Origin of the sequence: Mycobacterium sp. NPDC050041 (genome assembly GCF_049541695.1) — a bacterium.
Lineage (GTDB): Bacteria > Actinomycetota > Actinomycetes > Mycobacteriales > Mycobacteriaceae > Mycobacterium.
The window spans coordinates 269,547-293,580 of record NZ_JBMVDG010000007.1; the positions used below are offsets into that span (position 1 = coordinate 269,547).

Here is a 24,034-nt window from a genome sequence, read left to right on the forward strand (position 1 = left end):
GGCGCATGACCACCGCAGAGACCGCCTGGACCGAGGCGATGAGGTACGAGAACCGCCACGATCCCTACCGGTTCTTCGACGAGCTACGAAAGACACCCGTGGTGCAGGTGGCCGACAAGGTCTATGTCGTCACCGGATACCGCGAGCTGCTGCAACTCGCGCACGACCCGCACGTCAGCTCGGACATCTCGAAGAGTCCGATCTCGGCCCAGCCGGCGGCCCATACGCAGGCCGACGTCGGCGCCGAGCACATGCAGGCATACGGCCGGGAGCCGAGCCTGATCGTGTCGGATCCAGCCAAACACGACAGGCAGCGCCGGCAGGTGATGCGGCACTTCGCGCCGCCGCACTCGCCGAACGTGATCCCCGCCATGGCCGCCGACATCCAGTCGCTCTGCGACACATCGCTGGACAAGACCAAGGCGAAGGGCGGCAACACCTTCGACGTCGTGGATGACTACGCCTACCCGGTTCCGGTGGCCGTCATCTGCCAGATCCTCGGCGTTCCGCTGAAAGACGAGCCCACGTTCCACGGCTGGATCTTCGATTTCATGGCGGGCGCCGACATGGGTCCGGACGCCGCCACCGAAGAGGGGCAGGCCCGCAAGCAGAAGGGCAAGGAGAGCACCGCGGCGCTCACCGCGTACATGGCCGACCTGATCCAGGGCTTCCTGACGGACCCACAGGACAACGTGCTGTCGAAGATGGTGAACGACCACGACGGTCCTGACGGACCGATGACGCCCGAGGAGGCCGCGGCCAACGCGATGCTCCTGCTGATCGCCGGACACGACTCGACGGTCAACACCATCGCCCACTGTGTGTTGCTCCTGTTGCGCAACCCCGAATCGCTCGACCTGCTTCGCGAAAAGCCGGAACTGATTCCCAAGGCGATCGAAGAGGTGTTGCGGCTGCAGTCGGCGGTCCAATTCTTTCCCAGCCGCAGTGTCACCGCCGACGTGGAGGTCGGGGGCACCGTGATCCCGGCGGGATCAGCGGTGCATCTGCTCTACGGGGCCGCCAACCGCGACCCGAAGCGATTCCCGGACCCCGAGAAGTTCGACATCGAGCGGCCCGACAACCAGCACGTGGGCTGGGGCCGGGGAGTGCACAGCTGCGTCGGTGGGCCACTGGCGCGACTCGAGGTCAACATCGCGGTCGAGACGTTCCTGCGCCGGGTCGAGAATCCCCGACTGGTCGTGGATCCGCCGCCCTATCGCCAGAATCAGGTTTTCCGCGGACCGCTGCATCTCGAGGTCGAGTTCGACCGGATCGCGGACTAGCTCGCTGTGAAGGCCTTTCAGTTCGTCGAATGGCAGCAGCCCGGCCGACTCCGGGACGTGCCGGTGCCGGAACCCGGCCCGGGGGAGGTGCTGATCAAGGTCGGCGGCGCCGGCGCCTGCCACTCGGATCTGCACGTTCTGGAGTCGCCACCCGACACCACGGCCTTCACGCTCCCGTTCACGCTGGGACATGAGAACGCCGGCTGGGTCGAGAAGATGGGTTCGGGTACAACGGGTTTCGCACCGGGGGACCCCGTCATCGTCTACGGCCCGTGGGGGTGCGGTCTGTGCATGAACTGCCGCAAGGGCATGGAGAATTACTGCCAGACACCGGGCAAGCCCAGCCCGGGTGGCCTCGGCGGCACCGACGGCGGCATGGCCGAGTACCTGCTCGTGCCGTCGACGCGCTACCTGATTCCGTTGGGCGATCTCGACCCCCGGGACGCCGCGCCGCTCACCGACGCTGGGCTCACCAGCTATCACGCGGTGAAGCGCTCCGTTCACCTCCTCGGCCCGGGATCGACCGCGGTCGTCATCGGCGCCGGTGGACTGGGACAGATGGCCATTCAAGTGCTCGAGGCGCTGTGCTCGGCGACGACCGTTGTCGCCGTGGACACCTCGGACGACAAGCTGGAGATCGCGAAGACACTCGGTGCCGACGAAGCCCTCGTGTCCGGTGACGGTGCGGTCAAGCGAATCAAGGACATCACGAAGGGGCACGGCGCGGAGGTCGTCCTGGATTTCGTCGCCGTGAACCCGACGTTGACGATGGCGGCGCAGGTGGCGCGGGTGCTCGGCCACATCACGATCATCGGTGTGGGCGGCGCGGCGCTGCCGGTGAACTTCCACAGCCCGCCGAACGAGTGCTCGGTGGCCGCACCGTTCTGGGGGTCCATTCCGGAGTTGATCGAGGTGATCGACCTCGCGCAGTCCGGCAAGATCAAGATGCTCGTCGAGCACTTCCCTCTCCATGACGCGGCCCACGCCTACCACCTGCTCCACGAGGGCAAAATCCACGGCCGCGCCGTCATCACGCCGAACGACTGAAGCACGTCAAACGTCCGGCGCGTCGTCGGCGAATCGGCCGCACATCGGCGACTCGCCGCGCAGTCGGGCCGGTACCGGGCGTTGACACACGCGCCGTCGGCTGGTTCCATAACGCCTATGCAGATTAACCCGGTCAGTTCTACCAACTTAATGGGGAAGTGATGACCGCGACGCAGGAAACCCTCGCCCAGACGGCCCGGTACGAGCTGAGCCATCTGCGCGTGCTGGAGGCCGAGGCGATCCACATCATCCGCGAGGTCGCCGCCGAGTTCGAGCGGCCGGTGCTGCTGTTCTCCGGCGGCAAGGACTCCATCGTGATGCTGCACCTGGCGCTGAAGGCGTTCCGGCCAGGCCGCCTGCCGTTCCCGGTGATGCACGTCGACACCGGCCACAACTTCGACGAGGTGCTGCAGGCGCGCGACGACCTGGTCGCCTCGTCGGGTGTCCGGCTGGTGGTGGCCAAGGTGCAGGACGACATCGACGCAGGCCGCGTGGTCGAGACCATCCCGTCGCGCAATCCGATGCAGACGTTCACTCTGCTGCGCGCAATTCGGGAGAACAAGTTCGACGCCGCGTTCGGCGGTGCCCGCCGAGACGAGGAGAAGGCCCGAGCCAAGGAGCGGGTGTTCTCCTTCCGCGACGAGTTCGGCCAGTGGGACCCCAAGGCGCAGCGGCCCGAGCTGTGGAACCTCTACAACGGCCGCCACCACAAGGGCGAGCACATCCGCGCCTTCCCGCTGTCCAACTGGACCGAGTTCGACATCTGGTCCTACATCGGTGCGGAGAAGATCGCGCTGCCGTCGATCTACTACGCCCATCAGCGCAAGGTGTTCAAGCGCGACGGCATGTGGCTGGCCGTGCACCGGTACCTGCAGCCGCGTAAGGACGAGGACGTCGTGGAGAAGACCGTGCGGTTCCGCACCGTCGGCGACGTCACCTGCACCGGATGCGTCGAGTCGACCGCCGCCACCGTCAACGAAGTGATCGCCGAGACCGCGATCTCCCGGCTCACAGAGAGGGGCGCCACCCGCGCCGACGACCGGATCTCCGAGGCCGGCATGGAGGACCGCAAGCGAGAGGGCTACTTCTGACATGGCGACATTGCTTCGGCTCGCGACCGCGGGCTCGGTGGACGACGGCAAGTCGACACTGATCGGCCGGCTGCTCTATGACTCCAAAGCCGTGATGGAGGACCAGCTCGCAGCCGTCGAGCGCACCTCCAAGGAGCGCGGTAACGACTACACCGACCTCGCCCTGGTCACCGACGGCCTGCGCGCCGAGCGGGAACAGGGCATCACGATCGACGTCGCCTACCGCTACTTCGCCACGCCCAAGCGGAAATTCATCATCGCCGACACCCCCGGGCACACCCAGTACACCCGCAACATGGTCACCGGCACCTCGACGGCGCAGCTGGCGATCGTCCTGGTCGACGCCCGGCACGGCCTGCTCGAGCAGTCGCGCAGGCATGCGTTCCTGGCGTCGCTGCTGGGCATCCAGCACATCGTGCTCGCGGTGAACAAGATGGACCTGATCGGCTGGGACAGAGAGCAGTTCGAGAAGATCCGCGACGACTTCCACGACTTCGCAGCACGCCTGGACATCCACGACGTCACGACGATCCCGCTCTCGGCCCTGCTCGGCGACAACGTCGTGACGAAGTCCGCCGCCACGCCGTGGTACGACGGCCCGGCGCTACTGTCGCACCTCGAAGAGGTCTACATCGCCGGTGACCGCAACCTGATCGACGTCCGCTTCCCGGTGCAGTACGTCATCCGGCCGCAGACCCACGAGCACCAGGACCACCGCAGCTACGCGGGCACCGTGGCCAGTGGCGTGATGCGCACCGGCGACGACGTGGTGGTGCTGCCGTCGGGCAAGACGTCGCACATCACCGCGATCGAGGGACCCGGCGGCCCCGTCGACGAGGCGTTCCCGCCGATGGCGGTGTCGGTCAGCCTGGCCGACGAGATCGACATCTCGCGCGGCGACCTGATCGCCCGGCCGAACAATCAGCCGAGGGTGGCGCGCGATTTCGACGCCACGGTCTGCTGGATGGCCGACGAGGAGTCGCTGGAACCCGGCCGGGAGTACCTGATCAAGCAGACCACCCGCACGACGCGGGTGAAGGTGGTCGCGCTTGACTACCGGCTCGACGTGAACACCCTGCACCGCGACAAGTCCGCAACCGCGCTGAAACTCAATGAGCTGGGCCGCATCTCGCTGCGCAGCCAGGTTCCGTTGCTGCTCGACGAGTACAGCCGCAATGCGGCCACCGGCTCGTTCATCCTGATCGACCCGAACACCAACGGCACCGTGGCGGCCGGGATGGTGCTGCGCGACAACCGCAACGACGTCGCCAGCCCCAACACGGTGCGGCACGAGTCGCTGGTGAGCACCCAGGACCGGCTCACCCGGGGCAGGACGGTGTGGTTCACCGGCCTCTCGGGGGCGGGCAAGTCGTCGGTGGCGATGCTGGTGGAGCAGAAGCTGCTGGAGAAGGGCGTGCCCGCCTACGTTCTCGACGGCGACAACCTGCGGCACGGGCTCAACGCCGACCTCGGCTTCTCGATGGCCGACCGCGCGGAGAACCTCCGCAGGCTGTCACACGTCGCCACGCTGCTCGCCGATTCGGGGCAGATCGTGCTGGTGCCGGCGATCAGTCCGCTGGAAGAGCACCGGGAGCTCGCGCGCCGGGTGCACACCGAGGCCGGCACGGACTTCTTCGAGGTGTTCTGTGACACCCCGCTCGAGGATTGCGAGCGGCGTGATCCGAAAGGGCTGTACAAGAAGGCCCGCGCCGGGGAGATCACCCACTTCACCGGGATCGACAGCCCGTACCAGCGGCCGAAGAACCCCGACCTGCGGTTGACGTCCGATCACACGCCTGATGAACTCGCGGCCATGGTGATCGATCTGCTGGAGAGCCGCGAGTGAACGACCATGAGCTGGCCGCCCGGCTTGCGACCAGGGCGGGCGACCTGCTGCTCGACGTGCGGGCCGAGTTCGCCGACGCCGAGGTCGCCGAGCGGAAGGCCGCGGGGGACAAGCGGTCCCACGACTTCCTGATGACGGAGCTGGCATCCGCGCGGCCCGCTGACGCGGTGCTCTCCGAGGAGGGCGCCGACGATCCGGTCCGGCTGCGGTCGCAACGGGTCTGGATCGTCGACCCGCTGGACGGCACCCGCGAGTTCTCCGAACTCGGCCGCGACGACTGGGCGGTGCACGTGGCCCTCTGGCAGGACGGCGAACTGGTGGCGGGCGCCGTCGCCCTGCCCGCGCAGAACACCACGTTCGCCACACCCGAGGTGGCCCTGCCGGGCGCCGTAGACGGCCCGCCGCGCATCGTGGTGTCGCGCACCCGGCCGCCGGCGATCGCGCTCGCGGTGCGCGACGCGCTCGGTGGCGAGCTCGTCGAAATGGGTTCGGCCGGTGCGAAGGTGGCGTCGGTGGTGCAGGGCCGCAGCGACGTGTACGTGCATGCGGGCGGTCAGTACGAGTGGGATTCGGCCGCCCCGGTGGCGGTCGCGCGTGCGGCCGGTCTGCACACGTCGCGCATCGACGGGTCGCCGCTGCGGTACAACGCGGCCGATCCGAAGTTGCCCGATCTGGTGGTGTGCCGCCCCGAACTCGCCGCGGCCGTGCTGGCCGTCACTACGCTCGGAGAATGACGCAGCCCTCGACGAAGGTCACCCGGCTCAGCGGCAAGCAGACCACGTCGCGGGCCGCTCTCGACGAACTGCTGGCCGCCACACCGCTGGCCACCGTGGCGCTGGTGCGCGACGGGCATCCGGTGATGTTCCCGACGGGGTTCGCGCGCGTCGGTGACCATCTCGTCATCCACGGGTCGACGGGCTCACCGTGGTTGCGCGCGCTGTCGGCCGGCGCCCCGGCAGCGGTCTCGGTGACCACGCTCGACGGGGTCGTGGTCGCCCGCAGCGCCTTCGAATCGTCCTTCCGGTACCGCAGCGCCGTCCTCTTCGGCGTGTTCGACCGCGTCCCCGACGACGAGAAGCCGGCCTGCCTGGAGACGTTGACCGACACGTTCGTCCCGGGCCGGGTCGCCGAGCTGCGGCCCAGCACGCGGAAGGAACTGGCCGCGACCGTGGCACTGCGGATGCCGATCGGCACCGACAACTGGTCGCTGAAGGTCAGCGCGGGCTGGCCCGAGGACCCCGAGGACGACATCGCCGCAGGCGGCTGGGCGGGGGTCGTGCCGATGTCGGTGAGCTACGGCGCTGCCCTGACCGCGCCGGACTGTGACCCCGCCACGCCGGTGCCGGAGTCGGTGCGCACGCTGTCCGGGCGAAACAGCCCCGCCGGCGGCTACTAACGTGTCGGGCATGCGGATGTCGGCCAAGGCGGAGTACGCCGTCCGGGCCATGGTGCAGTTGGCCACGACGGACGAGGGCGTCGTGGTCAAGACCGACGATCTCGCCAAGGCGCAGGGCATCCCTGCACAGTTCCTCGTCGACATCCTGTCCGACCTTCGCACCGACCGGTTGGTGCGTAGCTATCGCGGCCGTGAGGGTGGCTACGAACTCGCACGCCCGGCAGCGGAGATCAGCCTGGCCGACGTGCTGCGCTGCATCGACGGACCGCTGGCCAGTGTGCGCGACATCGGCCTCGGCGATCTGCCGTACTCGGGCCCCACGGCGGCGCTCACCGACGTGTGGCGCGCACTGCGGGCGAGCATGCGTTCGGTGCTCGAGCAGACGACGCTGGCCGACGTGGCCTCCGGGGCGCTACCCGGGCACGTGGCAGCGTTGGCCACCGACTATCTCGGCCAGGAACGACAGCGGGGTCACCACCCGCCGGTCTAGTTCCCGAAGCCGCGGGCGCTGCGGATCAGCGGCAGTGTCGCCGTGGTGGCGAAGCCCGCCGGTGCCTCGCACACCGCGGGTACGGCGTTGAGGATCTGCATGCCGGTGGCGATGTTGGCGGCGTTGACGTGCTCGGCCATGGTGGCCGTGCGGTTGAAGCTCGCGAGCGAGATGAAGTGGGTGCGCATGGACGGATCGCCCTCGATGGTCAGCGTCCACCCGTGCTGCGGCTTCGGCCAGTGCGACGGGTACTCGTTGCCCACCGTCCACAGCGTCTCGATCTCGACGAGTGGCCGGCCGCCGCGGCGGCCGACCCAGTTCCAGCGCTGGCCCGCGGTGGTGCCGGCGCGCAGCAGGTGGTCGAAGATCTGATGGTCCTCGACGGCCCCGACGGCCTCGACGGTGGCCGTCACCTCGTCGACGCCCGCGTGTAGCGCGTCGGCCAGCAGCCACACCTGCTCGGTGAAGATTCCGCTGTTGAAGGCGAGGAAATCGGTTGCGGTGGGGCTGATCTCGTCGACCGGGCGGCCGAAGCACATGTTGTCGAACGTGATGGCCGTGCTGTCGTAGACCGACCAGTCGGCCCGCTCCTGCAGTGTGATCCGCTCGATGGTGCGGCACATGCCCGACAGCGCGAGCGGCAGTGCGCCCGAGAGATTTCCGGGGTTGATCCCACTGCCGTGCACACTGCTGGCGCCCTTCGTGCAGGCGTCGAGCAGACGGTCGCGGTCGGCGACGGGCATCCGGTCGGGGTGGAACAGGAAGGCGGTGGTGACCACGTTCTTGCCACTGGCCAGCAGCGCGCACACGTCGTCGAGGTCGACGATGCGCGGTGTGTAGACCACGCAGTCAGCGTCGAGGGCCACGATCGCCTCGACGTCGGTGGTGGCGGTGACGCCGACGGGTGCGCGACCGATGAGGGTGCCGGCGTCGGCGCCGTCCTTGTCCGTGGAGTAGACCCGCACGCCGACCAGCTCGAGGTCTGACCGGTCCAGGACGGCGGCGAGGATCTCGTTGCCCACCGCTCCGGTGGCCCACTGGATCACCCGGTAGGGCGGTCGGGTGGTCAACTGCCTGATCCGTATGGGCGAGTGATGATCTCGAGGTAGTGGCCGGACGGATCCTGGAAGTAGACCCCGCGGCCGCCGTCGTGGTGGTTGATCTCACCGGGGTGCGATCCCCGCGGGTCGGCCCAGTGCGGCATGCCCCGCTGCCGGATCCGGCCGTAGATCGCGTCGAACTCGTCCTCGGACACCAGGAACGCGTAATGCTGAGGGTGGATGTCGTCCTCCGGTGCGGCCTGTGCGTAGTCGAGGCTGACACCGTGGTTGAGCGTGACGGCGAGGAACGGTCCGAACTCCTGCGCGGCGGGAAGACCGAACAGGTCGGTGAAGAAGGTCGCCGACTCTTGGCGGTCCCGTGCGGCGACGATGGTGTGGTTGAACGTGATTGCCATGTCACATCAGTCAAGCAGTGCGGCGCCGCGGGGGCAAGGATGCACGAGCTCAGTGCCGACCGCAGGACATGCCGCTGTTCGAGATGGCGGTGCGCTGACGGGCGTGCCTAGATGTGGCCCGGCCCGCCCATGCCCATGCCCATCCCGCCCGCGTGCATGCCGCCGCCGAAGCCGCCGGTGTGGATGCCGCCGCCCATGCCGATGTGGCCGAGGCCGCCCATCCCCATGCCGCCGCCCATGCCACCGGGCGCGCCGATGTGGCCGATACCGGTAGGCCCGCCCAGGCCGCCGATGCCGGCAGGCCCGCCCATGCCCGGGATGCCCCCGGGTCCACCCATGCCGGGGATGCCGGCAGGTCCGCCCAAACCGGCCGGTCCGCCCATCGGCGGTGGCGCGATCGGCGGCGGTGCCAATGGCGGTGGCGCGATGGGCGGCGGCGGCGGCGCGACGGGTGGCGGCGCGATGGGTGGCGGCGGTGGCGCGACCGGTGGCGGAGCGACGGCGCCGCCCGGTGGTGGCGGCGGGGGAGGTGGTGGTGGCGGCGCACCAGGAGGTGGCGGCGGAGGTGGTGGTGTCGGGGGCGCGTATGGGCCGCCGGCACAGATCGGATTGGTGGGTTGGCTGATGCATGCGGTATCCGCAGGCCCAGTCGGGATGCCAGAACCGGGGGGAGGAGGCGGCGGCGGCGCGGGGTCGTCGGGCCCCGGTGGGTTGTCCAGGCACCTGGCCAGCCACGGCTTCAGCTGGCATTCCGGATCGTTCGGGTTCGGCTGTGCGTTCGCGGTGCCCATCGCGCTGGCGGCGGCGATGCCGATGCCTGCGACGACCACACTTGTTCTGGCCATCGCGCCGCGGAGTCCCGAAGTCGTCGCCCAACCCATCCACTGCTCCTCACGTGCGGACCCAACGAGCCGTCCCGGCGTTTGCCGATGTCGACGTAATTCCGCTTATCGTGGCACGCCGGCTCGTTGTTTGTTCAGGAAACAAGGTCAATTCGGCGCCGGCGTGCGGAGGTCGATGCCGGACGTCACCGCCGACGAATATTGACGGGGTGGTCGATATTTCGCCTGGTAGATGACCGGAACCTCCACGGGCCGGCGCTCACAGTCACCCGCATCGGATGCTTGAGTGGTCGGTCCAACCGCCGTCGCCGAACGCCGACAGCGCGTGAACGTGCCGGGCGGCGCCGAGTCCCTTGTCCGAGGCCTGGGTTTGCGGGACGACTCAGCGGCGGTGGAAGTGCACGCCCTCGATCACGACGTCGCCGGTGTCGGAACGCGCGGTGATGTCGCCGACGGCGGCGGTTGGGTCATCGGTCTCGGGCACTGAGACTGTCGCCGGCTCACCCGACTGTGCGCGCACCAGATAGGGGCCGCGTCCGGGCAGTCCGATCACCACGTCGCCGTTGCGGCTCACCGCGTCGACGATCCGCGGTGCGGTGTCTCGGAAGTCGACCGCGATGTCTCCGTCGGAGGTGACGGCGCTGAACTGCTCGCGTACCGAGATCGGGTCGTGCGCGGTCACCTCGCCGTCGACGGTGTGCACCTCGATCCTGCGCGCGGCACCGCTGAGGACGACCGCCCCGTCGTCGGTGCGTGCGATCAACTGGTCGACGTCGGCCTGCGCCAGCACCACGCCGGTCTTCTGCTGGGTCCGCACGGTGAGCCTGCGTGCCTGATCCGGCGGCAGGGTCACGGTGACCTCGCCGCCACGCGCCCACGGCAGCATCGGCGAGGGTGACCCATCGATCGTCACCCGCCGCTCGGCGCCGCCGCCGGTCACCGCGAGCCGGTGCTCGCCGCCGCCGTTGGTGTTGACCAGTCGCAGATCTACCCGCGGTTCGCGGGCCGCCCGATCCGCGGTGATGCGGATGGCGACCGGCACGTCGGCGGTGTCGATGACCAGCGAGCGCATCGCGGCCGGCAGGTTCTGGCTGTCGGCGACCACACGGACCGTGCTGACGCCCCACGCGGTGATGCCGAACGCCACCACGCTGCCGATCACCAGCAGCGCGGCGACGGCGATCAGGGCCCCGCGCAGAGCATTACGGCCGCCGGGCGTCATGGCGGGCGGCGGTCCGGCCGGTGCGGGCGTCGGGGGAGCGATGGTGGTCATGCGCAGGGTCCTTCCGGGTGGGTCATGACTCGAGGTAGCGCAGCACCGCCAGCACGCGGCGGTTCTCACCCTCGTCGGGCGTCAGGTTCAACTTGGTGAAGATCGACGCGATGTGCTTCTCGGCCGAGCCGACCGAGACGTGCAGCGCGGTGGCGATGGCGGAGTTGGTCCGACCCTCCGCCATCAGTTGCAGCACCTCGAGTTCGCGCGGTGTCAGCTGCTCGAGGACACTGCGCCGGTGCGAACGGACCAGGATCTGCGACACCACCTCTGGATCGAGCACGGTGCCTCCCCCGCCCACCACGTCGACGGCGTCGAGAAACGCGGGCACATCGGCCACCCGGTCCTTCAGCAGATAGCCGAATCCTTTTGTGTCCGAGGCGATCAACTCGGCGGCATACCGTTCCTCGACGTAGTGCGACAGCACCAGCACCGGCGACTCGGGGTTCTGGCTGCGCAGTAGCGCGGCCGCGCGGATGCCTTCGTCGGTGAAGGTCGGCGGCATCCGCACGTCGACGATGACGAGGTCGGGACGTTGCTCGTTGACCAGTCGCAGCAGGTTGGTGGCGTCGGGTACGCCGGCGACGACGTCGTGCCCGGAGTCGGTGAGGATGCGCTCGATGCCGGCCCGCAGCAGTGCGGAGTCCTCGGCGATCACGACGCGCATGGCAGCACCGCCGTGACGTTGGTGGGCCCGGTCGCCGGGCTGGAGACGGTGAATGCGCCGCGGGCGGCCCGCACCCGCTCGTCGAGCCCGCGCAAGCCGGTGGCGTTGTCGTCCGCCGTGATGCCGGCGCCACCGTGGCCGTTGTCGAAGATGTTGACGTGCAACTGGTTCGACACCTCGTCGAGCCGCACCGTGACCACCGCCTGGGTGGCCTGCGCGTGTTTGGCGACGTTGGTGAGTGCCTCGGCCACCACGAAGTAGGCGCACGCCTCCACCTCGTCGGGCAGCCGGCGGGGCAGTTGCAGGTCGAGCGTGGTCGGAACGGCGGATCGCTGCACCACCGACGACAGCGCCGCGTCGAGACCACGGTCGGACAGGATCGTGGGGGCGATGCCGCGCACCACGTTGCGCAGTTCGACGAGTGCGCTCTTGGCGTCGTCGTGGGCCTCGGCGATGAGCTGTCTGGCGGTGGGCGGATCGGTGTCGAGCTTGGTCTGCGCGAGGCCGATCGTCATCGCCAGGGCCACCAGGCGGGGTTGCACGCTGTCGTGCAGATCGCGCTCGATGCGGTGTCGCTCGGTCTGCGCTGAGGAGACCGCGCCCCAGCGGGCATCGGCCAGTGCGCTCACCTGGTGCTGCAGTGCGGCGGTCGGTGACGGCGACAGCAGCCAGCGGTCGATCCTGGCGTCGAGCCATGGCGCGAAGACCAGGATGGCGACGGCGGCGAGCACCGCGACGGCGGCGAGCAACCACGCCAGCACCGGCGGCAGGGAAGGCAGGCCGGCGTCGTCGCCGCTGGCGCTGACGGCCATCGCCGCCGGAGGTGCGAGAAAGGCGAAGGCGGTCAGCGCGAATGCGGCGCCGACAGCCGTCATGTCGTACGCCATCCGCAGGTAGTGGTGTGCCACGCCCTTCCAGAACCGTGCGCTGCTGAAGTCGAGCCACTGCTGGTGCAGCCAGCGCTGGAATCCGCTGTACTGCGACACCTTGCGTGCCGGCACGCCGATGCCCATGCCGAAGACCGCCTCACTGCGCAGCCGTTCGAGTCGTTCGACACCGCGCATCAGATAGATGAAAACCACGGCCGCGAGCACGAACCCGACGCCCGAGGGGATCGACGAGACACCCAGGACCAGGATGGCGAGCGGAATCCAGAACCACACGAGGGCGATCGCGGCGCCGGTGATCATCGACGCCGTCGGCGTCACACCCAGGTGGCGGACGGCCGGCGTGACGTCGCCGGCGGTGGGCTCGGTGCTCCCGGCGGCGGCGTCGGGCACCGGTGAGGGGTTGGAGGTGACTGCGACCATGCCCCCAAACCTATGGAGTCGCTGGGGCGCGCGACACAGTGTTTCCCCGTTGATCCGGTAGGGGAAACCCCCGCACCGATGAATTCCGCGGCGACGCCCGGTCTGCTCTGTGACACATCAGTCCGGACCCGAGGAGCACATCATGACCGTCGCCGCATCATCACCGCACAGCAACGCCGTCGGCGCCGCGGGCAGCCGGGCCGGCCGACGCGCCGGCGTCGCGATCAGCGTCCTCGTCGGGGCGTTCCTGGTGTTCGACGCGCTGGGCAAGCTCGCTGGTGCGTCCCAGGTCGAAGAGGGCACCGCCGCCCTCGGATTCCCGCAGGGGCAGGCGCTGGTGATGGGCATCGTGCTGACGATATGCGTTGCGGTATGGGCGATTCCGCGGACCGCTGTGCTCGGGGCACTCGGCATCACCGCCTACCTCGGTGGCGCGGTCACCGCCAACATGCGGGTCGAGGCGCCACTGTTCTCCCACACGCTGTTCGCCGTGTACGTCGGTGTGCTGCTGTGGGTGGGACTGTTGCTGCGTCGGCCACAGCTGCTCGCCGTCGCGGGCCTGCGGCGCTGACCTACGCCTCGGCGATCAGCTCCAGCGCGATGTTGTCGGGGTCGCGGAACTCGAGGATCCAGCCGTGCCCGATGGCCTTGACCGGCTCGTGGGCGATGCCGAGGCCGTCCAGGTGACGCGCGGCCTGATCCAGCGCGTCGCGGCTGGACACCCGTAACGCCAGGTGGTCCAGGCCCGTGCGGTCCTCGTCGAACCGGTCGGTGCCGACGGGCCGCAGGCCGATGAGCAGATCACCGACGCGGTAGAGGACGCCGCCGAACAGGAAGTGCAGCCGTTCCCGGGTCGTCGCGTCGGCATCGGCGGGCATCTCGAGGGCCACCGGCCAGTCGAACACCTGCTCGTAGAACTGCCGCGAGCGGTCGATGTCGGTGACAGTGAGCCTGATGTGCCCGATGGTCGATGCGTCGATTGCCATGCCCTGGATGCTGCCACCCGTGCCAGAATCGCCGCGTGCAGATTGGGATGACCATGCCGGTGATGGAGCCGAACCTCGATGCGGCCCTGCTGCGCGCCTGGGCCGAAGTGATCGACGGGGGGCCGTTCTCGTCGCTGTGCTGGGGCGAGCGCGTCGCGTTCGACAATCCGGACAGCCTGACCCTGCTGGGCGCCCTGTCGGCCTGGACCGAACGGGTCCGGTTGGTGACCACCGTCGTGGTGCCTCAACTCCACGACCCGGTGATGCTGGCCAAGGGTCTGGCGACGGGAGACATGCTCAGCGGCGGTCGCCTGACGGTCGGCATCGGCGTCGGTGGCCGCCACGAGGACTACGTGGCCGCAGGCGCGGATCCCGCGACGCAGACGATGCATGAGATGGCCCGGCGGGTGGCGGTGATGAAGCGGGTGTGGGCCGGGGAGAAGGTCACCGATTCCGTGCTGCCGGTGGGGCCGTCGCCGGTGCAGGCCGGTGGGCCCGAACTGCTCATCGGCAGCATCGGCCCGAAGACCGTGCGCAGCGCGGCCGCCTGGGCACGGGGACTGGCCGGCATCACGCTCGACATGGACCTCGGCAAGCAGCGCGAGCTGTTCGACGTCGCCCGCGATGCGTGGGCGCAGGCGGGCAAGCCGGCGCCGCATCTGGGTACCTCGTTCTGGTTCGCCATCGGTGACGACGACGTCGCGCGCGGGCAGGTGCACCGGCATCTGCGGCGGTACATGAACTGGATTCCCGCCGAATACGTCGACGCGATGGCCCCGACCACCGGATTCGCCGGCACGGAGCGACAACTCGTCGAGGTGCTCGGCAAGTTCGCCGACCTCGGCACCGACGAGGTGCACCTGATCCCGACGAGCAGCGACATCGACCAACTCCGCCGGGTGGCCGACGCGGTCGGGGCGTTCGCGTGACCGGGCCGTCGGTGTTGCCGCGTCAGCGGCGTGGGCGCGGCGGTCGTTCGGCCGCCGCGGTGAACTCCTGCTCTGGACGACCGGTGGTGCCGTACCTCAAGCCGACGGTCACCTCGCCGGCACCGGTGAGTGTCGCCAGGTAGCGCTGAGCCGTCGCCCTCGACACCCCTGTCACATCGGCCACCTCCGCGGCGGACAACGGGTGTTCGGCACCGTGCAACGCCTGCAGCACGAGCTTCCTGGTGGGGGACTGCGGTGCCGTGGACTGTGGCGCCGGCGCGATCTTCGGGCGCAGCGCGTCGATGGCCGCGTCGATGGCGGCGGGGCTCAGCGTCTGGGCCGCGAGGATTCGGCGATACCGCGCATAGCCGGCCAGCCGGGCGGCCAACTCGGTGGGCGGGAAGGGCTTGACCAGAAAGCCGAGCGCGCCGGCGGCGATCGCGGCCCGCACGGTGCGCGACTCGGTGGCTGCGGTGAGCATCATCGCGTCACCGGCCAGCTCACGCACGAAGTCGACGCCCGACCCGTCGGGCAGGTACACGTCGACCAGGGCGAGGTCCACAGGACCGACCCGGCGCGCGGCCGCCAGCGTGGTCACCGTCTCGACGACGGTGAATCCCGGTAGCGCCTTGACGATCTCGGCGTGCATGTTGGCCACTCGAAAGTCGTCGTCGATCACGAGGACCGTCAATTCTGGGGCGTCCACTGTGCCTCCTCCTCAATCATGACTCCCGGCAGTCGGGCGATGAATTCTGCGCCGCACAGCCGGGCGTCGGGGTCACCGGCACTCGACAGGAACAGCTCGCCACCGAGTGCCCGGCTGAGCTGGCGGGACAGGGCCAGCCCGATACCGCGTCCGCCGGGGATGCCGGAATCGGGTTTGGTGGTGGTGCCTTCGACGAAGAGCTGGTCGACGAATTCGGCCTTCACCCCGGAGCCGCTGTCCGCGACCGTGATGTGCAGCGTCGAATTCTCCTGCAGCAGTTCAATTTCGACCTCCTTGACCGCCCCCGAGGCGCTTCTCGTCGCATCGATGGCGTTGTCCACCAGGTTGCCGAGCACCGTGGTGACGTCGACCGGCAGCGCCAACCGCCCGGCGACCCAGGTGTTCTCGCCGATCGTGAGCGTGACACCTGCTTCGCGTGCGGCAGCTGCCTTCGCGGCGAGAAAAGCCTGCAGGTACGGGTCGCGCACCGCGTCCATGCCCGGCACAGCCGAGCCCAGTGGTCCGGTGCCGAGCAGCTCCTCGACATAACTCGCCGCCTCGTCGGTGTGCCCGGCGTGCAGCAGGCCGTTGAGCAGGTGCAGTCGGTTGGCGAATTCGTGGCGCTGAGCGCGTAGCGCGCTGCTCATCAGCTGGACGGCGTCGAGCTGGCGCGTCAGCGATTCGACGTCGGTGCGGTCCCGCACCACCAGCACGGTGCCGAGGTTCCGCCCATTGCGTTCGACGTGCCTGGCCGAGACCACGACGACATGCTCCCCGACGGTGGCCAGCGTCGGGGTGGGGTCCGCGGCGCGGAATACCGCGAGCACCCGCGGCGTCAGGCCGATGTCGGTCACGGGCCGGCCCCGTGCGTCGCCGATTCCCAGTAGTCGGCAGGCCTTGTCGTTGACGAATGCCGTTCGCCAGTCGGCATCCGCGGCGACGACGCCTTCGCCGATCCCGTGTAGCACCGCCGCCTGGACCCGGACCATCTCGGCCATCTCGGTGGGCCGCAGTCCCAGCGTCAGGGAGCGCCAGCGGCGCGCCAACAGCACGGATCCCACCGCTCCGAGCAGCAGGGCCACCCCACCCAGCAGCGCCGAGGCGCGGAGGTTGCTCCACAGCTGTTCATGCACCGCCCTGGTCGACACCCCGACGCTGACCTCGCCGACCACGCGCTGCGAATCCGGTGCGTAGACGGGAACTTTCGCTCGCACCGATGGACCGAGGGTGCCGGTCTCGTGTTCCACTTCCTCGCGCCCGGCGAGTGCCTGCGACGGGTCGCTGCTCGTCCGTTTTCCCAGTTCGGCGACGTCCGGATGGGCCAGTCGCAGGCCCTCGTCGTTGGTGATGACGACGAAGAGCATGTCGGTGCGCTGCCGAACCTGGGTGGCGACGGTCTGCAGGGGGCCTTTGGCGAGTGCGGAGGGCACCAGCGGGCCCGGCTGCGCGTCGAGCGCGGTGACGTCGGCTCGCACCGCGGGCGCTGCGGCGAGCACGCGGGCCATGTCGAGCGCGCGCAGACCGTATTCCTGGCGGAGTTCCTGGTGACCGAGCACCGCGAACATCACGAACGCGGCGACCAAGGTGATCGCCACCACCGCGAACTGCAGCACGAGCACCTGCGTCGCGAGCCGCGCGTCGATCCGGCCCTTCCTGGCCATGGCCCGGAAGCCTACCTGCAGTTTTGGGCGCAACCCGGGAGAATCGGGGTGGCAGGCCGCCGTCGGCATCGACTTCCGGTGCGGGCGTGGTCAGGAGTCCTGTCCGCCGGACCGCTGATCGTGGCCACGGAACGAGTCGTGGTCGTCGTGCCGGAAGTCCGAGCGGTCGCGCGAATGGTCGGAGTGTGACCGGAACGACCGCCAATCCCAGTCGGGCCGCGAGGTGTCACGCCACGGCTGCCATTGGTATCCGTGCTGCTGGAACTGCGTGGACGGATCGGGCGGGCTCGGCGGCGCAGGTGCGGGTTCATGGGACGACGTGTCCGCTTGCGCAGCCTGGCTGACCTGTCGGCGGGGCGGGGCCGACGACACCGACGCCGCCCGGATCGCGGGCGCGGCCGCGGGGGCCGGCGGGGGCGCCGGCGCCGGAGGCGGTGGGGGTGGCGCAGCGGGTTGGGCGGCCGCTGCCGGCGCTGGTGCAGCGGGGACCGGGGCGGCGGTGGCGGTGTGAGGCGTGCCGAAGACGAGTGCCAGCGTGGCGGCGACCGCCGCGACCCCACCGGCACCGGCGATCAGGGCCGCCGGCCGAAGAGAACGCGTCGTCCGCGCGGGCGCCGGATACTCGGCGGCGACGGGCTCGGCAGACCACGCATACGGCGGTGGTGCGGCGAGGGCCGGGGTCGGCTGCGCCGCGGTCGCGGCGGCCGGTTCGAAGCGGTACACGCCTGCGGGGCGGGTAGGCGGGTTCCACCAGCTCTCGGTGCGGGTGTTCGGGTCGTATGTCGACATGGGATGCTCCTCGGTCGTCGGCCTCCAGGGGGATTCCTGACGGCGTCACATCCGAAGCTAGGGAGTGCGAATGGCGTTGGCGCGCTTGTGCTCACAACCCGCGCAGCGTGCGATAAGCCGGTTCTGCGCATTGTGCTCGTCGAGTGGTGCGAGGTGTCCCGCGGAATAGCCCACGGGGTGGCTGTGGTTGGGTGAACCGTGACCGATCAACCGGAACTGAGCCCCACCGACTGGGTACGCGAACAGACCGAGCGCATCTTGGCGCAGGGCAGCACGGACGGCGTCGAGGTTCTCGACCGCGCGATCGTCCTCTTCACGACGACCGGCGCGCAGTCCGGCAAGAAGCGCTACGTGCCGCTGATGCGCGTCGAGGAGAACGGCAAGTACGCCATGGTGGCGTCCAAGGGCGGCGACCCCAAGCACCCGAGCTGGTACTTCAACGTCAAGGCCAATTCCGCGGTGACCGTCCAGGACGGCGACAGGGTGTTCTCCGGCACCGCGCGCGAGATCGAGGGTGAAGAGCGCGAGCACTGGTGGAAGCTGGCCGTCGAGGCCTATCCGCCGTACGCGGAGTACCAGACCAAGACGACGCGGCAGATCCCGGTCTTCATCGTCGAGTAGTCACCCGAGGAATCCGCCTCGGCAAATTCTGGATCCGCCATCGTCGCCCCGCGGCGTGTGTGATCGTTGTCACATGCGTAAAGCAATGCGGAGCGTCGTGTTGTTCCTGCTCGGGGTGCTGGGCGCCGTCTTCCTCGGCGCCGCGATGGCGGTCACCGCGGCGGTCAGCCTTGCTGCCACTGCCCTGATCGTGCCGGGCACCGGCACACCCGTCGCCGACCTCCCGTACATGGAGAACGTGCGTGACTACTACCTGGGCGACACCGCGTGTCAGCCCGGCAGTTGCACGCTCGAGAGCATCGAGTACCCCGCGTCGTTCTGGCCGTTGCCAATCCCCGGCTGGTGCCGATCCGGAGCGAATGGCTGCGACACGTGGAACGTGTCCGTGGAGAAGGGCGTTGAGGATCTCGACGCGAAGGTCAATGAGTGGCTGGCCGACAACGCCGACAACGACGAGCAACTCGTGATCTTCGGCTACTCGCAGGGCGGCCAGGTCGTCTCCAACGAGATGCGCGCATTGGCCACGCGGCTGAACGCCCAGCAGAAAGGGCGTGTCGAGGTCGTCATGATCGGCAGCATCGCCAATCCCGACGGCGGGCTGTGGCCGCGGCTCAGCCCGTTCTCGTTGCTCACCCAGGTTCTCCTCGACGCGACGCTGGGTCCGCCGATGATCACGGACAGCGGGATCAAGACCACCGTCATCGGATTCGAGTACGACCCGGTGGTGTACTCCCCGAAGTACTGGGGCAACCCTCTCGCGGTGCTGAACGCGCTGGCTGCGTTCGACACCGTCCACGGTCAGTACCTGGCAGGCCCGAACCGCCCGGGCAGTGGATCACTGCCCTACGGGTACACGCAGGAGGAACTGGAGGCGGCGCTCGCCGATCCGGCCAACGTCCGCTACGGCGGCGGCGATCCCATCAACGGCAACCGGTACATCATGATCCCGGCGAAGTCGCTGCCGCTTGCCGACCTGATCCTGAGTCTGGCCGACTCGGCAGGCATCAAGCCTTTCGTGAAACCGTTCGTCGACCTGCTGGCGCCGATGGCCAAGGTGATCATCGACCTCGGCTACGACTGGAGCGGCAACCCCGACACGCCACAGAGCCTGTCGATCCTGCCGTTCAACCCGAATCAGAACTGGCTCGAAGTCGGCGTGAAGCTGATCGCGGCAGCGATCCAGGGCATCGAGGCCTTCCTCGGCAACTTCGGTGTGGACGCCACGGTAGACCCGGTGACGACACAGGAGCCGCTGTCGACGCTTCGGATGGCACCGGCGCCGACCGACATCGAGACGGCTCCCCACGAGGAGACGCCGGCACCGGAGGACGCGCTCGGGAAGCTCCGGTTGGTGCCTGATCTCGTGGAGGCACCGAAGGGCGCCCCGATTCCCGTGCCGCAGGTCGTCGACCAGGTGTCCGTCGTCTCAGACGTTGGGCAGGCCGAGATCGTGACCGAGAAGCCGGCGGTTCAGCTGGTTACCGAGGTGCCCCTTGTTCAGCCGGTTGCAGTGCCCGAGAAGACGATCACGCCCCAGGCGCCGACGGGCGACCAGGTCGTCATCACGGGTGACGTCACGCCGGGCGACGGTGACAAGAAGGACGTCACGCCCGGAGACGGTGACAAGAAGGACGTCACGCCCGGAGACGACGAGAAGAAGGACGTCACGCCGGGCGACGTTGAGAAGAAGGACGCCGAGGCCGAGGACGGCGACAAGAAGGACGCCGAGAAGAACGACGCCGAGAAGAACGACGCCGAAACCAACGACGACAAGGCGGCGGCTTGACCGCCCGCCTCGCGGGCGTCGAGTAGTCCGCCCATCCATCAAGGCCGGCGGTGATCAGCGCCGCCGCTACCCGGACGTGCTGCCCGACGTGTCGCCTGATCCGCCGGCATCTGACGTGGAGCTGTCCGAGCCCGTGCCGTCCTGCGTGGCGTCCGACGTCGAGTCGGTCGAAGAGTCCTCGGCGCCGGTCGGGGCCTCGGTGGCCGGTTCGGCAGTAGCCGAATCCTCAGGCGCCGCAGGGGCACTGGTGGCCGTCTCGTCCACGGCGGTTTCGGTGGGCGCCGTGGCGCCCGTCGTGGCCGTCGGTTCGGTCAGTTCGGTCGACGGTGGCGGCGCTGATGTCGTGGCGGCGACCGTCGTACTCGGCGCGGTGGTCGTCGGCGGCGCGGTCGATGTCGGTGACGGGAAGGTTCCCGGCTGGTCCGCCTCGATGATCGCCTTGATCTCGTTGGTGAAGGCGTCGAGTTGGGGGGCGATGTCGTCCGGGTCCACCTTGCCCTTCTCGATCTGCGCTTCGTAGGCCTGGATTCGTTTCCAGACGGCGTCGATCTTCGCGGTGGCGTCCTCCGACAGCGGCTCGTCCAATGTGACGAACAGCTGCCGTGCGAGCGCATAGGTCAGGCAGTTGACGCATTCGTAGTTGAGCGCGCCCGCCAGATTCTGCGGTACGGCGACGTTGTCGTCCGTGGCGTCCTCGTCGATGACGATCACCACCTGGTAGGCGACGGCGACCGCGCCGCAGGAATTGCACGAGGCGTAGGCGTGCGCCTCGTTGACGTTCATCGCCTCCGATCCTTCGACGTAGACCATGGCGAACGCCGCCTCGTATTCCATCGTGCCGTCGGTGGTGTTCACGGCGAGGGCCTGGTTGTCACCCGGGTCCGGGGCGAGCGGCTTGTCGACCGGGAACACCCAGCCTTCGTCGGCAGCCTGCGCAGCAGCAGGGTTCGCGATGTATCCGCCGCCGCCATTGCTCTCCACCGCGGTCGGCGCCGCTTTGGGGACGAGGATGACCGCGAGTTGTGGCGAGCTCTGGGTCGGCGGCGGGGTGCTGGTGTCCCAGAGCGCCTGGATGACTCCGCGTCCCCCGGGGACGAGCCTCGTGCTCGCGACCGGCTGCGGCGCCTCGGTGACGGTCCGGGGTTCGCCCAGTCGATCGACGCCGAGCGCGAACGCGATGTCACCGATCGTCCCGCGTTCACTCGCCTGGATCGGCCGGTAGTTCTCCTGGTCGAGCCACGTGACGGCCACCCCGGCCGCCACGGCCGCGCCGCAGACGACCGCCAGTAGGCGCAGCGCGGGCCTACCCGTCGTCGCGTGCCGGACGCCTTGGACCATCTGGCGGACGACCCGGATCAGCAGGTAGATGATTCCTGCCATCGGAATCGCTATCGCGACCATGGCGAGCACCCGGGCGGCGGCCTGGATGAAGTCGCCGTCGGTCCAGGCCGCGGCGAAGACGTCCTGCTGCTTGTTCAGGCTCGCCCAAGCGGTGCCGATCAGACGGGGCAGGGCGTAGACCGCCACGGCGAGGGAGGCGATCAGCATCGGGACGACGACCAGAACCCACACGGTCACCACGATTCGAGCCCACGGCTTCAGTGCCCGTGCCTGCGGATCACGCCACCGCCACGGCAATACGCCGAGCAGCGTCGGCTTGATGCGGCCGTAGAGGTCCGGCACGCCCGTGAGGTCCGCCAGGACGTGGTAGCCGTCGAATCGCACCAGCGGTGCGAGCTGACGGAGCATCTGGATGATCTGGGTCGCGACGACGAGCAGCAGCGCGTCGTAGCGCAGTCCCAGCCACACACCGGTGATCGCCACCGCGACAATGGCGTTGAAGTACAACCCACCGAGATCGGTGCGCAGGCGTCCAGCGCGACCGAGGCGGTAGGAATCGGTGACATCGGTGTAGAACGCGGGCCACACCAGGTAGAGCCCGAATCCCATGACCCCGGGTGTGGCGCCGCCGTATCTGGCGGCAGCCGCGTGCCCGAACTCGTGAAATCCCGCTGACAGCACAGTGACGACGAAGACCAGGATCAGCAGCCCTGGCCGCTCGAAGGCGTCATATGCGGCCGCGGCGAGTCCCTTGCGAAAGAACACCCACCAACAGACAACGGCGAAGGCCGCGAGCACCGGCAAGACCATCACCGGCCGGAACAGGAACCGGAACGGTTCGGTCAGCCGCCGGGTGCGGTCGGGCTCGGTGACCGCATAGCGAAATCGCAAGCCCAGGAGAGGGTTCCGCTTGGCGACTGTGGGCTCGGAGCCGTCCACGCCGACCAGTAGACCCAGCGGCCGCAGTTGCTGATCGCAGAAGTGCAGGACGTTGTCCTCGCTCACGGTCCGGCCCGTCGACGCGGATACCGCGGCGGCCACTTCTTCCGGAGGACGGTGACCGTCGATCTCCCGCAGCGTCGCGTACAGCAGCGGCGTGAGCTGAATGGTCTGCCCGTCGGCGCGGCGAACGAGGGACGGCGGGACCCGATATCCCGAGCCCGCCATCTCCCCGATCAGCTCGACACCATCCGCGCGACGAAGGGCCGTCCGTGTCGGGCCTGCGCCGTCGGTGGTCGCGGTCACCTGGGTGCTCCTCGTGTCAGCGGGCCGTGACGTCAGCCGTTGGAGGTGGTGCTACCGCCGGAACTGTCACCACCAGACGTCCCGCCGCCGTCGGTTCCACCACTCGAATCACCTGAAGTGCCAGCACTTGTGGTGCTGTTCGACTCTCCCGATGTGGAGTCGTCGGCGGTGGTGTCGGGCTGTGTGGTGCCCTGGTCGATGGTGGAGTCCTGAACGGCGTTCGCGCTGGCGACACCCTCGAGGCGCTGGTTGATGACGGCATCCTGGTTGGAGAACGCGATGGCGTCCGAATTGGTTGAACCGACGTTCGCGGCGACGGCCGCATCGATCGGCGCGGCCACATTGGCGTTGGCGGCGACGGCGCCGGCGATCGGTGCCGCCAGGTCGGTGTCGAGGTCGACGTTGACATCGACGTTCAGCAGCGGGCCTTCGAGCGTGGCGAGGTCGCCGACCTCGACCGTGCCACCATCGTCGGGCGGGGGCGGCGCGGGATCGCCGTCGGCCTCATCCGCTTGGCCGATGTCGCTGGATTGGTCGGCCTGCGCGTAGGCATCGGCCAGCAGCACCTGGTTGACCGATGCGGTCTGGATGGTCTCGGCCTGCGCACCGGAGTCCTGCGACAACACGTTGGCCGCTGCCGAAGCTTCGAGCGGTGCTGCGACGTTGAGTTGAGCCGCCGCGGCCAGGTCGATCGGCGCGGCGGCGTCGATGAACACGTCCACGTCGACGTTGAGGTCGAGGATCGTCACGACCTCTTTGTCCGGAAGCGCCGTGGCGACCTCCGCCTCGATTTCCTCCGGTGTCAGTCCCTGGCTACTCATCGCGGTCTCCCGTCGCCGTGTCCGACGTTGCTGACGCCGGAGCTACTGGTCATCAGAATGGTGCCGAGAGACGTACCCATTCGCGCCCAAGATCAATGAATAAATGACCGGAAATTTCAACATCTTTCCGATAGGGCTGCTAGAAGCGATAATGAGCTAATTAACCCGGGCGGCGGATTGTGCGTTGTTCAGCGCATGTAGAAATGCGTTTCGGTGCGACGAGTGCGCTGTACCGGATTAGCTGAATGACGCCAGTCGGGCGCCGTTGAGTCGGCAAAGGAGAAGCCTGGGCCTCGAAGTTGGCGCGATGTTGACGGAGCGTCGGCTCGCCAAGAGTCTCGGAGCGACGTGAATGGAAGCCGATGTGGACTGGGTGCCCCCGGCAGGATTCGAACCTGCGGCCTTCTGCTCCGGAGGCAGACGCTCTATCCCCTGAGCTACGGGGGCG

Annotated in this window: 23 protein-coding genes and 1 tRNA gene; 11 read left to right on the forward strand and 13 right to left on the reverse strand. The window is 68.9% G+C overall.

Going from position 1 to position 24,034, the window contains the following annotated elements:
• Positions 1-5 precede the first annotated feature (5 nt).
• From ACPCHZ_RS21740 to ACPCHZ_RS21770, 7 genes are all read left to right on the forward strand, one after another.
• Entirely contained in the window at positions 6-1,283 is a 1,278-nt protein-coding gene (locus ACPCHZ_RS21740; RefSeq protein WP_423486626.1) for a cytochrome P450, read from the forward strand.
• A gap of 6 nt (positions 1,284-1,289) precedes the next feature.
• Entirely contained in the window at positions 1,290-2,330 is a 1,041-nt protein-coding gene (locus ACPCHZ_RS21745) for an NAD(P)-dependent alcohol dehydrogenase (RefSeq protein ID WP_423486627.1), read from the forward strand.
• Positions 2,331-2,491: 161 nt separating this feature from the next.
• Positions 2,492-3,421, forward strand: coding sequence for a sulfate adenylyltransferase subunit CysD (cysD, locus tag ACPCHZ_RS21750; protein ID WP_364973965.1), 930 nt, complete (start codon positions 2,492-2,494; stop codon positions 3,419-3,421).
• A gap of 1 nt (position 3,422) precedes the next feature.
• On the forward strand, positions 3,423-5,267 hold the full coding sequence (cysN, locus tag ACPCHZ_RS21755) for a sulfate adenylyltransferase subunit CysN (RefSeq protein WP_423486628.1): 1,845 nt from the start codon (positions 3,423-3,425) through the stop codon (positions 5,265-5,267).
• The gene (locus ACPCHZ_RS21760) at positions 5,264-6,001 is read left to right on the forward strand and encodes a 3'(2'),5'-bisphosphate nucleotidase CysQ (protein WP_364973960.1); all 738 of its coding nucleotides are present in this window, start codon (positions 5,264-5,266) and stop codon (positions 5,999-6,001) included. The genes cysN and ACPCHZ_RS21760 overlap by 4 nt, the downstream gene beginning before the upstream one ends.
• Positions 5,998-6,663 (forward strand): pyridoxamine 5'-phosphate oxidase family protein, encoded by a 666-nt coding sequence (locus tag ACPCHZ_RS21765; protein WP_423486629.1) that lies wholly within the window; start codon positions 5,998-6,000, stop codon positions 6,661-6,663. Before ACPCHZ_RS21760 ends, ACPCHZ_RS21765 begins: the two co-directional genes overlap by 4 nt.
• A 10-nt stretch (positions 6,664-6,673) precedes the next feature.
• Positions 6,674-7,153 (forward strand): Rrf2 family transcriptional regulator, encoded by a 480-nt coding sequence (locus ACPCHZ_RS21770; protein ID WP_269892194.1) that lies wholly within the window; start codon positions 6,674-6,676, stop codon positions 7,151-7,153.
• On the opposite strand, the gene ACPCHZ_RS21775 is transcribed toward ACPCHZ_RS21770, so the two are convergent.
• The 6 genes from ACPCHZ_RS21775 to ACPCHZ_RS21800 all read right to left on the reverse strand — a co-directional run bounded on the left by ACPCHZ_RS21775 (position 7,150) and on the right by ACPCHZ_RS21800 (position 12,701).
• Entirely contained in the window at positions 7,150-8,223 is a 1,074-nt protein-coding gene (locus tag ACPCHZ_RS21775; RefSeq protein ID WP_423486630.1) for a dihydrodipicolinate reductase, read from the reverse strand. The two genes, ACPCHZ_RS21770 and ACPCHZ_RS21775, sit on opposite strands and share 4 nt — an antisense overlap.
• Positions 8,220-8,609 (reverse strand): VOC family protein, encoded by a 390-nt coding sequence (locus ACPCHZ_RS21780; protein ID WP_423486631.1) that lies wholly within the window; start codon positions 8,607-8,609, stop codon positions 8,220-8,222. The genes ACPCHZ_RS21775 and ACPCHZ_RS21780 overlap by 4 nt, the downstream gene beginning before the upstream one ends.
• Positions 8,610-8,716: 107 nt before the next feature.
• The gene (locus tag ACPCHZ_RS21785; protein ID WP_423486632.1) at positions 8,717-9,490 is read right to left on the reverse strand and encodes a hypothetical protein; all 774 of its coding nucleotides are present in this window, start codon (positions 9,488-9,490) and stop codon (positions 8,717-8,719) included.
• Positions 9,491-9,833: 343 nt separating this feature from the next.
• Positions 9,834-10,724 (reverse strand): hypothetical protein, encoded by an 891-nt coding sequence (locus ACPCHZ_RS21790; protein WP_423486633.1) that lies wholly within the window; start codon positions 10,722-10,724, stop codon positions 9,834-9,836.
• Positions 10,725-10,746: 22 nt separating this feature from the next.
• Positions 10,747-11,391 carry a response regulator transcription factor gene (locus tag ACPCHZ_RS21795; RefSeq protein ID WP_423486634.1) on the reverse strand — a complete coding sequence of 215 codons (645 nt, stop codon included), beginning with the start codon at positions 11,389-11,391 and terminating at the stop codon, positions 10,747-10,749.
• The gene (locus ACPCHZ_RS21800) at positions 11,379-12,701 is read right to left on the reverse strand and encodes a sensor histidine kinase (protein WP_423486635.1); all 1,323 of its coding nucleotides are present in this window, start codon (positions 12,699-12,701) and stop codon (positions 11,379-11,381) included. Before ACPCHZ_RS21800 ends, ACPCHZ_RS21795 begins: the two co-directional genes overlap by 13 nt.
• 142 nt (positions 12,702-12,843) lie before the next feature.
• Between ACPCHZ_RS21800 and ACPCHZ_RS21805 the strand changes: the two genes are divergently transcribed.
• Positions 12,844-13,272, forward strand: coding sequence for a DoxX family protein (locus ACPCHZ_RS21805; protein WP_423486636.1), 429 nt, complete (start codon positions 12,844-12,846; stop codon positions 13,270-13,272).
• A gap of 1 nt (position 13,273) precedes the next feature.
• On the opposite strand, the gene ACPCHZ_RS21810 is transcribed toward ACPCHZ_RS21805, so the two are convergent.
• Entirely contained in the window at positions 13,274-13,687 is a 414-nt protein-coding gene (locus ACPCHZ_RS21810) for a VOC family protein (protein WP_423486637.1), read from the reverse strand.
• Between the two features lie 47 nt (positions 13,688-13,734).
• Between ACPCHZ_RS21810 and ACPCHZ_RS21815 the strand changes: the two genes are divergently transcribed.
• Positions 13,735-14,616, forward strand: a complete 882-nt coding sequence (locus ACPCHZ_RS21815) for an LLM class flavin-dependent oxidoreductase (RefSeq protein WP_423486692.1) — start codon at positions 13,735-13,737, stop codon at positions 14,614-14,616.
• 22 nt (positions 14,617-14,638) lie between these two features.
• Here ACPCHZ_RS21815 and ACPCHZ_RS21820 read toward each other — a convergent pair whose 3' ends face one another.
• The 3 genes from ACPCHZ_RS21820 to ACPCHZ_RS21830 all read right to left on the reverse strand — a co-directional run bounded on the left by ACPCHZ_RS21820 (position 14,639) and on the right by ACPCHZ_RS21830 (position 17,772).
• Positions 14,639-15,322 (reverse strand): response regulator, encoded by a 684-nt coding sequence (locus ACPCHZ_RS21820; RefSeq protein ID WP_423486638.1) that lies wholly within the window; start codon positions 15,320-15,322, stop codon positions 14,639-14,641.
• The gene (locus ACPCHZ_RS21825) at positions 15,304-16,983 is read right to left on the reverse strand and encodes an ATP-binding protein (protein WP_423486639.1); all 1,680 of its coding nucleotides are present in this window, start codon (positions 16,981-16,983) and stop codon (positions 15,304-15,306) included. Before ACPCHZ_RS21825 ends, ACPCHZ_RS21820 begins: the two co-directional genes overlap by 19 nt.
• A gap of 90 nt (positions 16,984-17,073) precedes the next feature.
• Positions 17,074-17,772 carry a hypothetical protein gene (locus tag ACPCHZ_RS21830; protein WP_423486640.1) on the reverse strand — a complete coding sequence of 233 codons (699 nt, stop codon included), beginning with the start codon at positions 17,770-17,772 and terminating at the stop codon, positions 17,074-17,076.
• Positions 17,773-17,970: 198 nt separating this feature from the next.
• Between ACPCHZ_RS21830 and ACPCHZ_RS21835 the strand changes: the two genes are divergently transcribed.
• Together ACPCHZ_RS21835 and ACPCHZ_RS21840 are read left to right on the forward strand one after the other, a co-directional pair.
• Complete coding sequence (locus ACPCHZ_RS21835; protein WP_423486641.1) at positions 17,971-18,393, forward strand: nitroreductase family deazaflavin-dependent oxidoreductase; 423 nt, start codon at positions 17,971-17,973, stop codon at positions 18,391-18,393.
• Positions 18,394-18,466: 73 nt separating this feature from the next.
• A complete protein-coding gene (locus ACPCHZ_RS21840; protein ID WP_423486642.1) occupies positions 18,467-20,179 on the forward strand; it encodes a PE-PPE domain-containing protein in 1,713 nt (570 codons plus the stop codon).
• 66 nt (positions 20,180-20,245) lie between these two features.
• Here the strand turns inward: ACPCHZ_RS21840 and ACPCHZ_RS21845 are convergent, their stop codons facing one another.
• From ACPCHZ_RS21845 to ACPCHZ_RS21855, 3 genes are all read right to left on the reverse strand, one after another.
• The gene (locus ACPCHZ_RS21845) at positions 20,246-22,765 is read right to left on the reverse strand and encodes a M50 family metallopeptidase (RefSeq protein ID WP_423486643.1); all 2,520 of its coding nucleotides are present in this window, start codon (positions 22,763-22,765) and stop codon (positions 20,246-20,248) included.
• 32 nt (positions 22,766-22,797) lie between these two features.
• Positions 22,798-23,586, reverse strand: coding sequence for a peptidoglycan-binding protein (locus tag ACPCHZ_RS21850; protein WP_423486644.1), 789 nt, complete (start codon positions 23,584-23,586; stop codon positions 22,798-22,800).
• Between the two features lie 374 nt (positions 23,587-23,960).
• Positions 23,961-24,033 (reverse strand) — tRNA-Arg (locus ACPCHZ_RS21855).
• Position 24,034 lies beyond the last annotated feature (1 nt).

Coding starts and splice junctions, on each gene's coding strand:
- ACPCHZ_RS21740 (WP_423486626.1), top strand. CDS start 6: ATGACCACCGCAGAGACCGCCTGGACCGAGGCGATGAGGTACGAGAAC.
- cysD (WP_364973965.1), top strand. CDS start 2,492: ATGACCGCGACGCAGGAAACCCTCGCCCAGACGGCCCGGTACGAGCTG.
- cysN (WP_423486628.1), top strand. CDS start 3,423: ATGGCGACATTGCTTCGGCTCGCGACCGCGGGCTCGGTGGACGACGGC.
- ACPCHZ_RS21765 (WP_423486629.1), top strand. CDS start 5,998: ATGACGCAGCCCTCGACGAAGGTCACCCGGCTCAGCGGCAAGCAGACC.
- ACPCHZ_RS21770 (WP_269892194.1), top strand. CDS start 6,674: ATGCGGATGTCGGCCAAGGCGGAGTACGCCGTCCGGGCCATGGTGCAG.
- ACPCHZ_RS21780 (WP_423486631.1), bottom strand. CDS start 8,609: ATGGCAATCACGTTCAACCACACCATCGTCGCCGCACGGGACCGCCAA.
- ACPCHZ_RS21785 (WP_423486632.1), bottom strand. CDS start 9,490: ATGGGTTGGGCGACGACTTCGGGACTCCGCGGCGCGATGGCCAGAACA.
- ACPCHZ_RS21790 (WP_423486633.1), bottom strand. CDS start 10,724: ATGACCACCATCGCTCCCCCGACGCCCGCACCGGCCGGACCGCCGCCC.
- ACPCHZ_RS21795 (WP_423486634.1), bottom strand. CDS start 11,391: ATGCGCGTCGTGATCGCCGAGGACTCCGCACTGCTGCGGGCCGGCATC.
- ACPCHZ_RS21800 (WP_423486635.1), bottom strand. CDS start 12,701: ATGGTCGCAGTCACCTCCAACCCCTCACCGGTGCCCGACGCCGCCGCC.
- ACPCHZ_RS21805 (WP_423486636.1), top strand. CDS start 12,844: ATGACCGTCGCCGCATCATCACCGCACAGCAACGCCGTCGGCGCCGCG.
- ACPCHZ_RS21810 (WP_423486637.1), bottom strand. CDS start 13,687: ATGGCAATCGACGCATCGACCATCGGGCACATCAGGCTCACTGTCACC.
- ACPCHZ_RS21815 (WP_423486692.1), top strand. CDS start 13,735: ATGACCATGCCGGTGATGGAGCCGAACCTCGATGCGGCCCTGCTGCGC.
- ACPCHZ_RS21825 (WP_423486639.1), bottom strand. CDS start 16,983: ATGGCCAGGAAGGGCCGGATCGACGCGCGGCTCGCGACGCAGGTGCTC.
- ACPCHZ_RS21830 (WP_423486640.1), bottom strand. CDS start 17,772: ATGTCGACATACGACCCGAACACCCGCACCGAGAGCTGGTGGAACCCG.
- ACPCHZ_RS21840 (WP_423486642.1), top strand. CDS start 18,467: ATGCGTAAAGCAATGCGGAGCGTCGTGTTGTTCCTGCTCGGGGTGCTG.
- ACPCHZ_RS21850 (WP_423486644.1), bottom strand. CDS start 23,586: ATGAGTAGCCAGGGACTGACACCGGAGGAAATCGAGGCGGAGGTCGCC.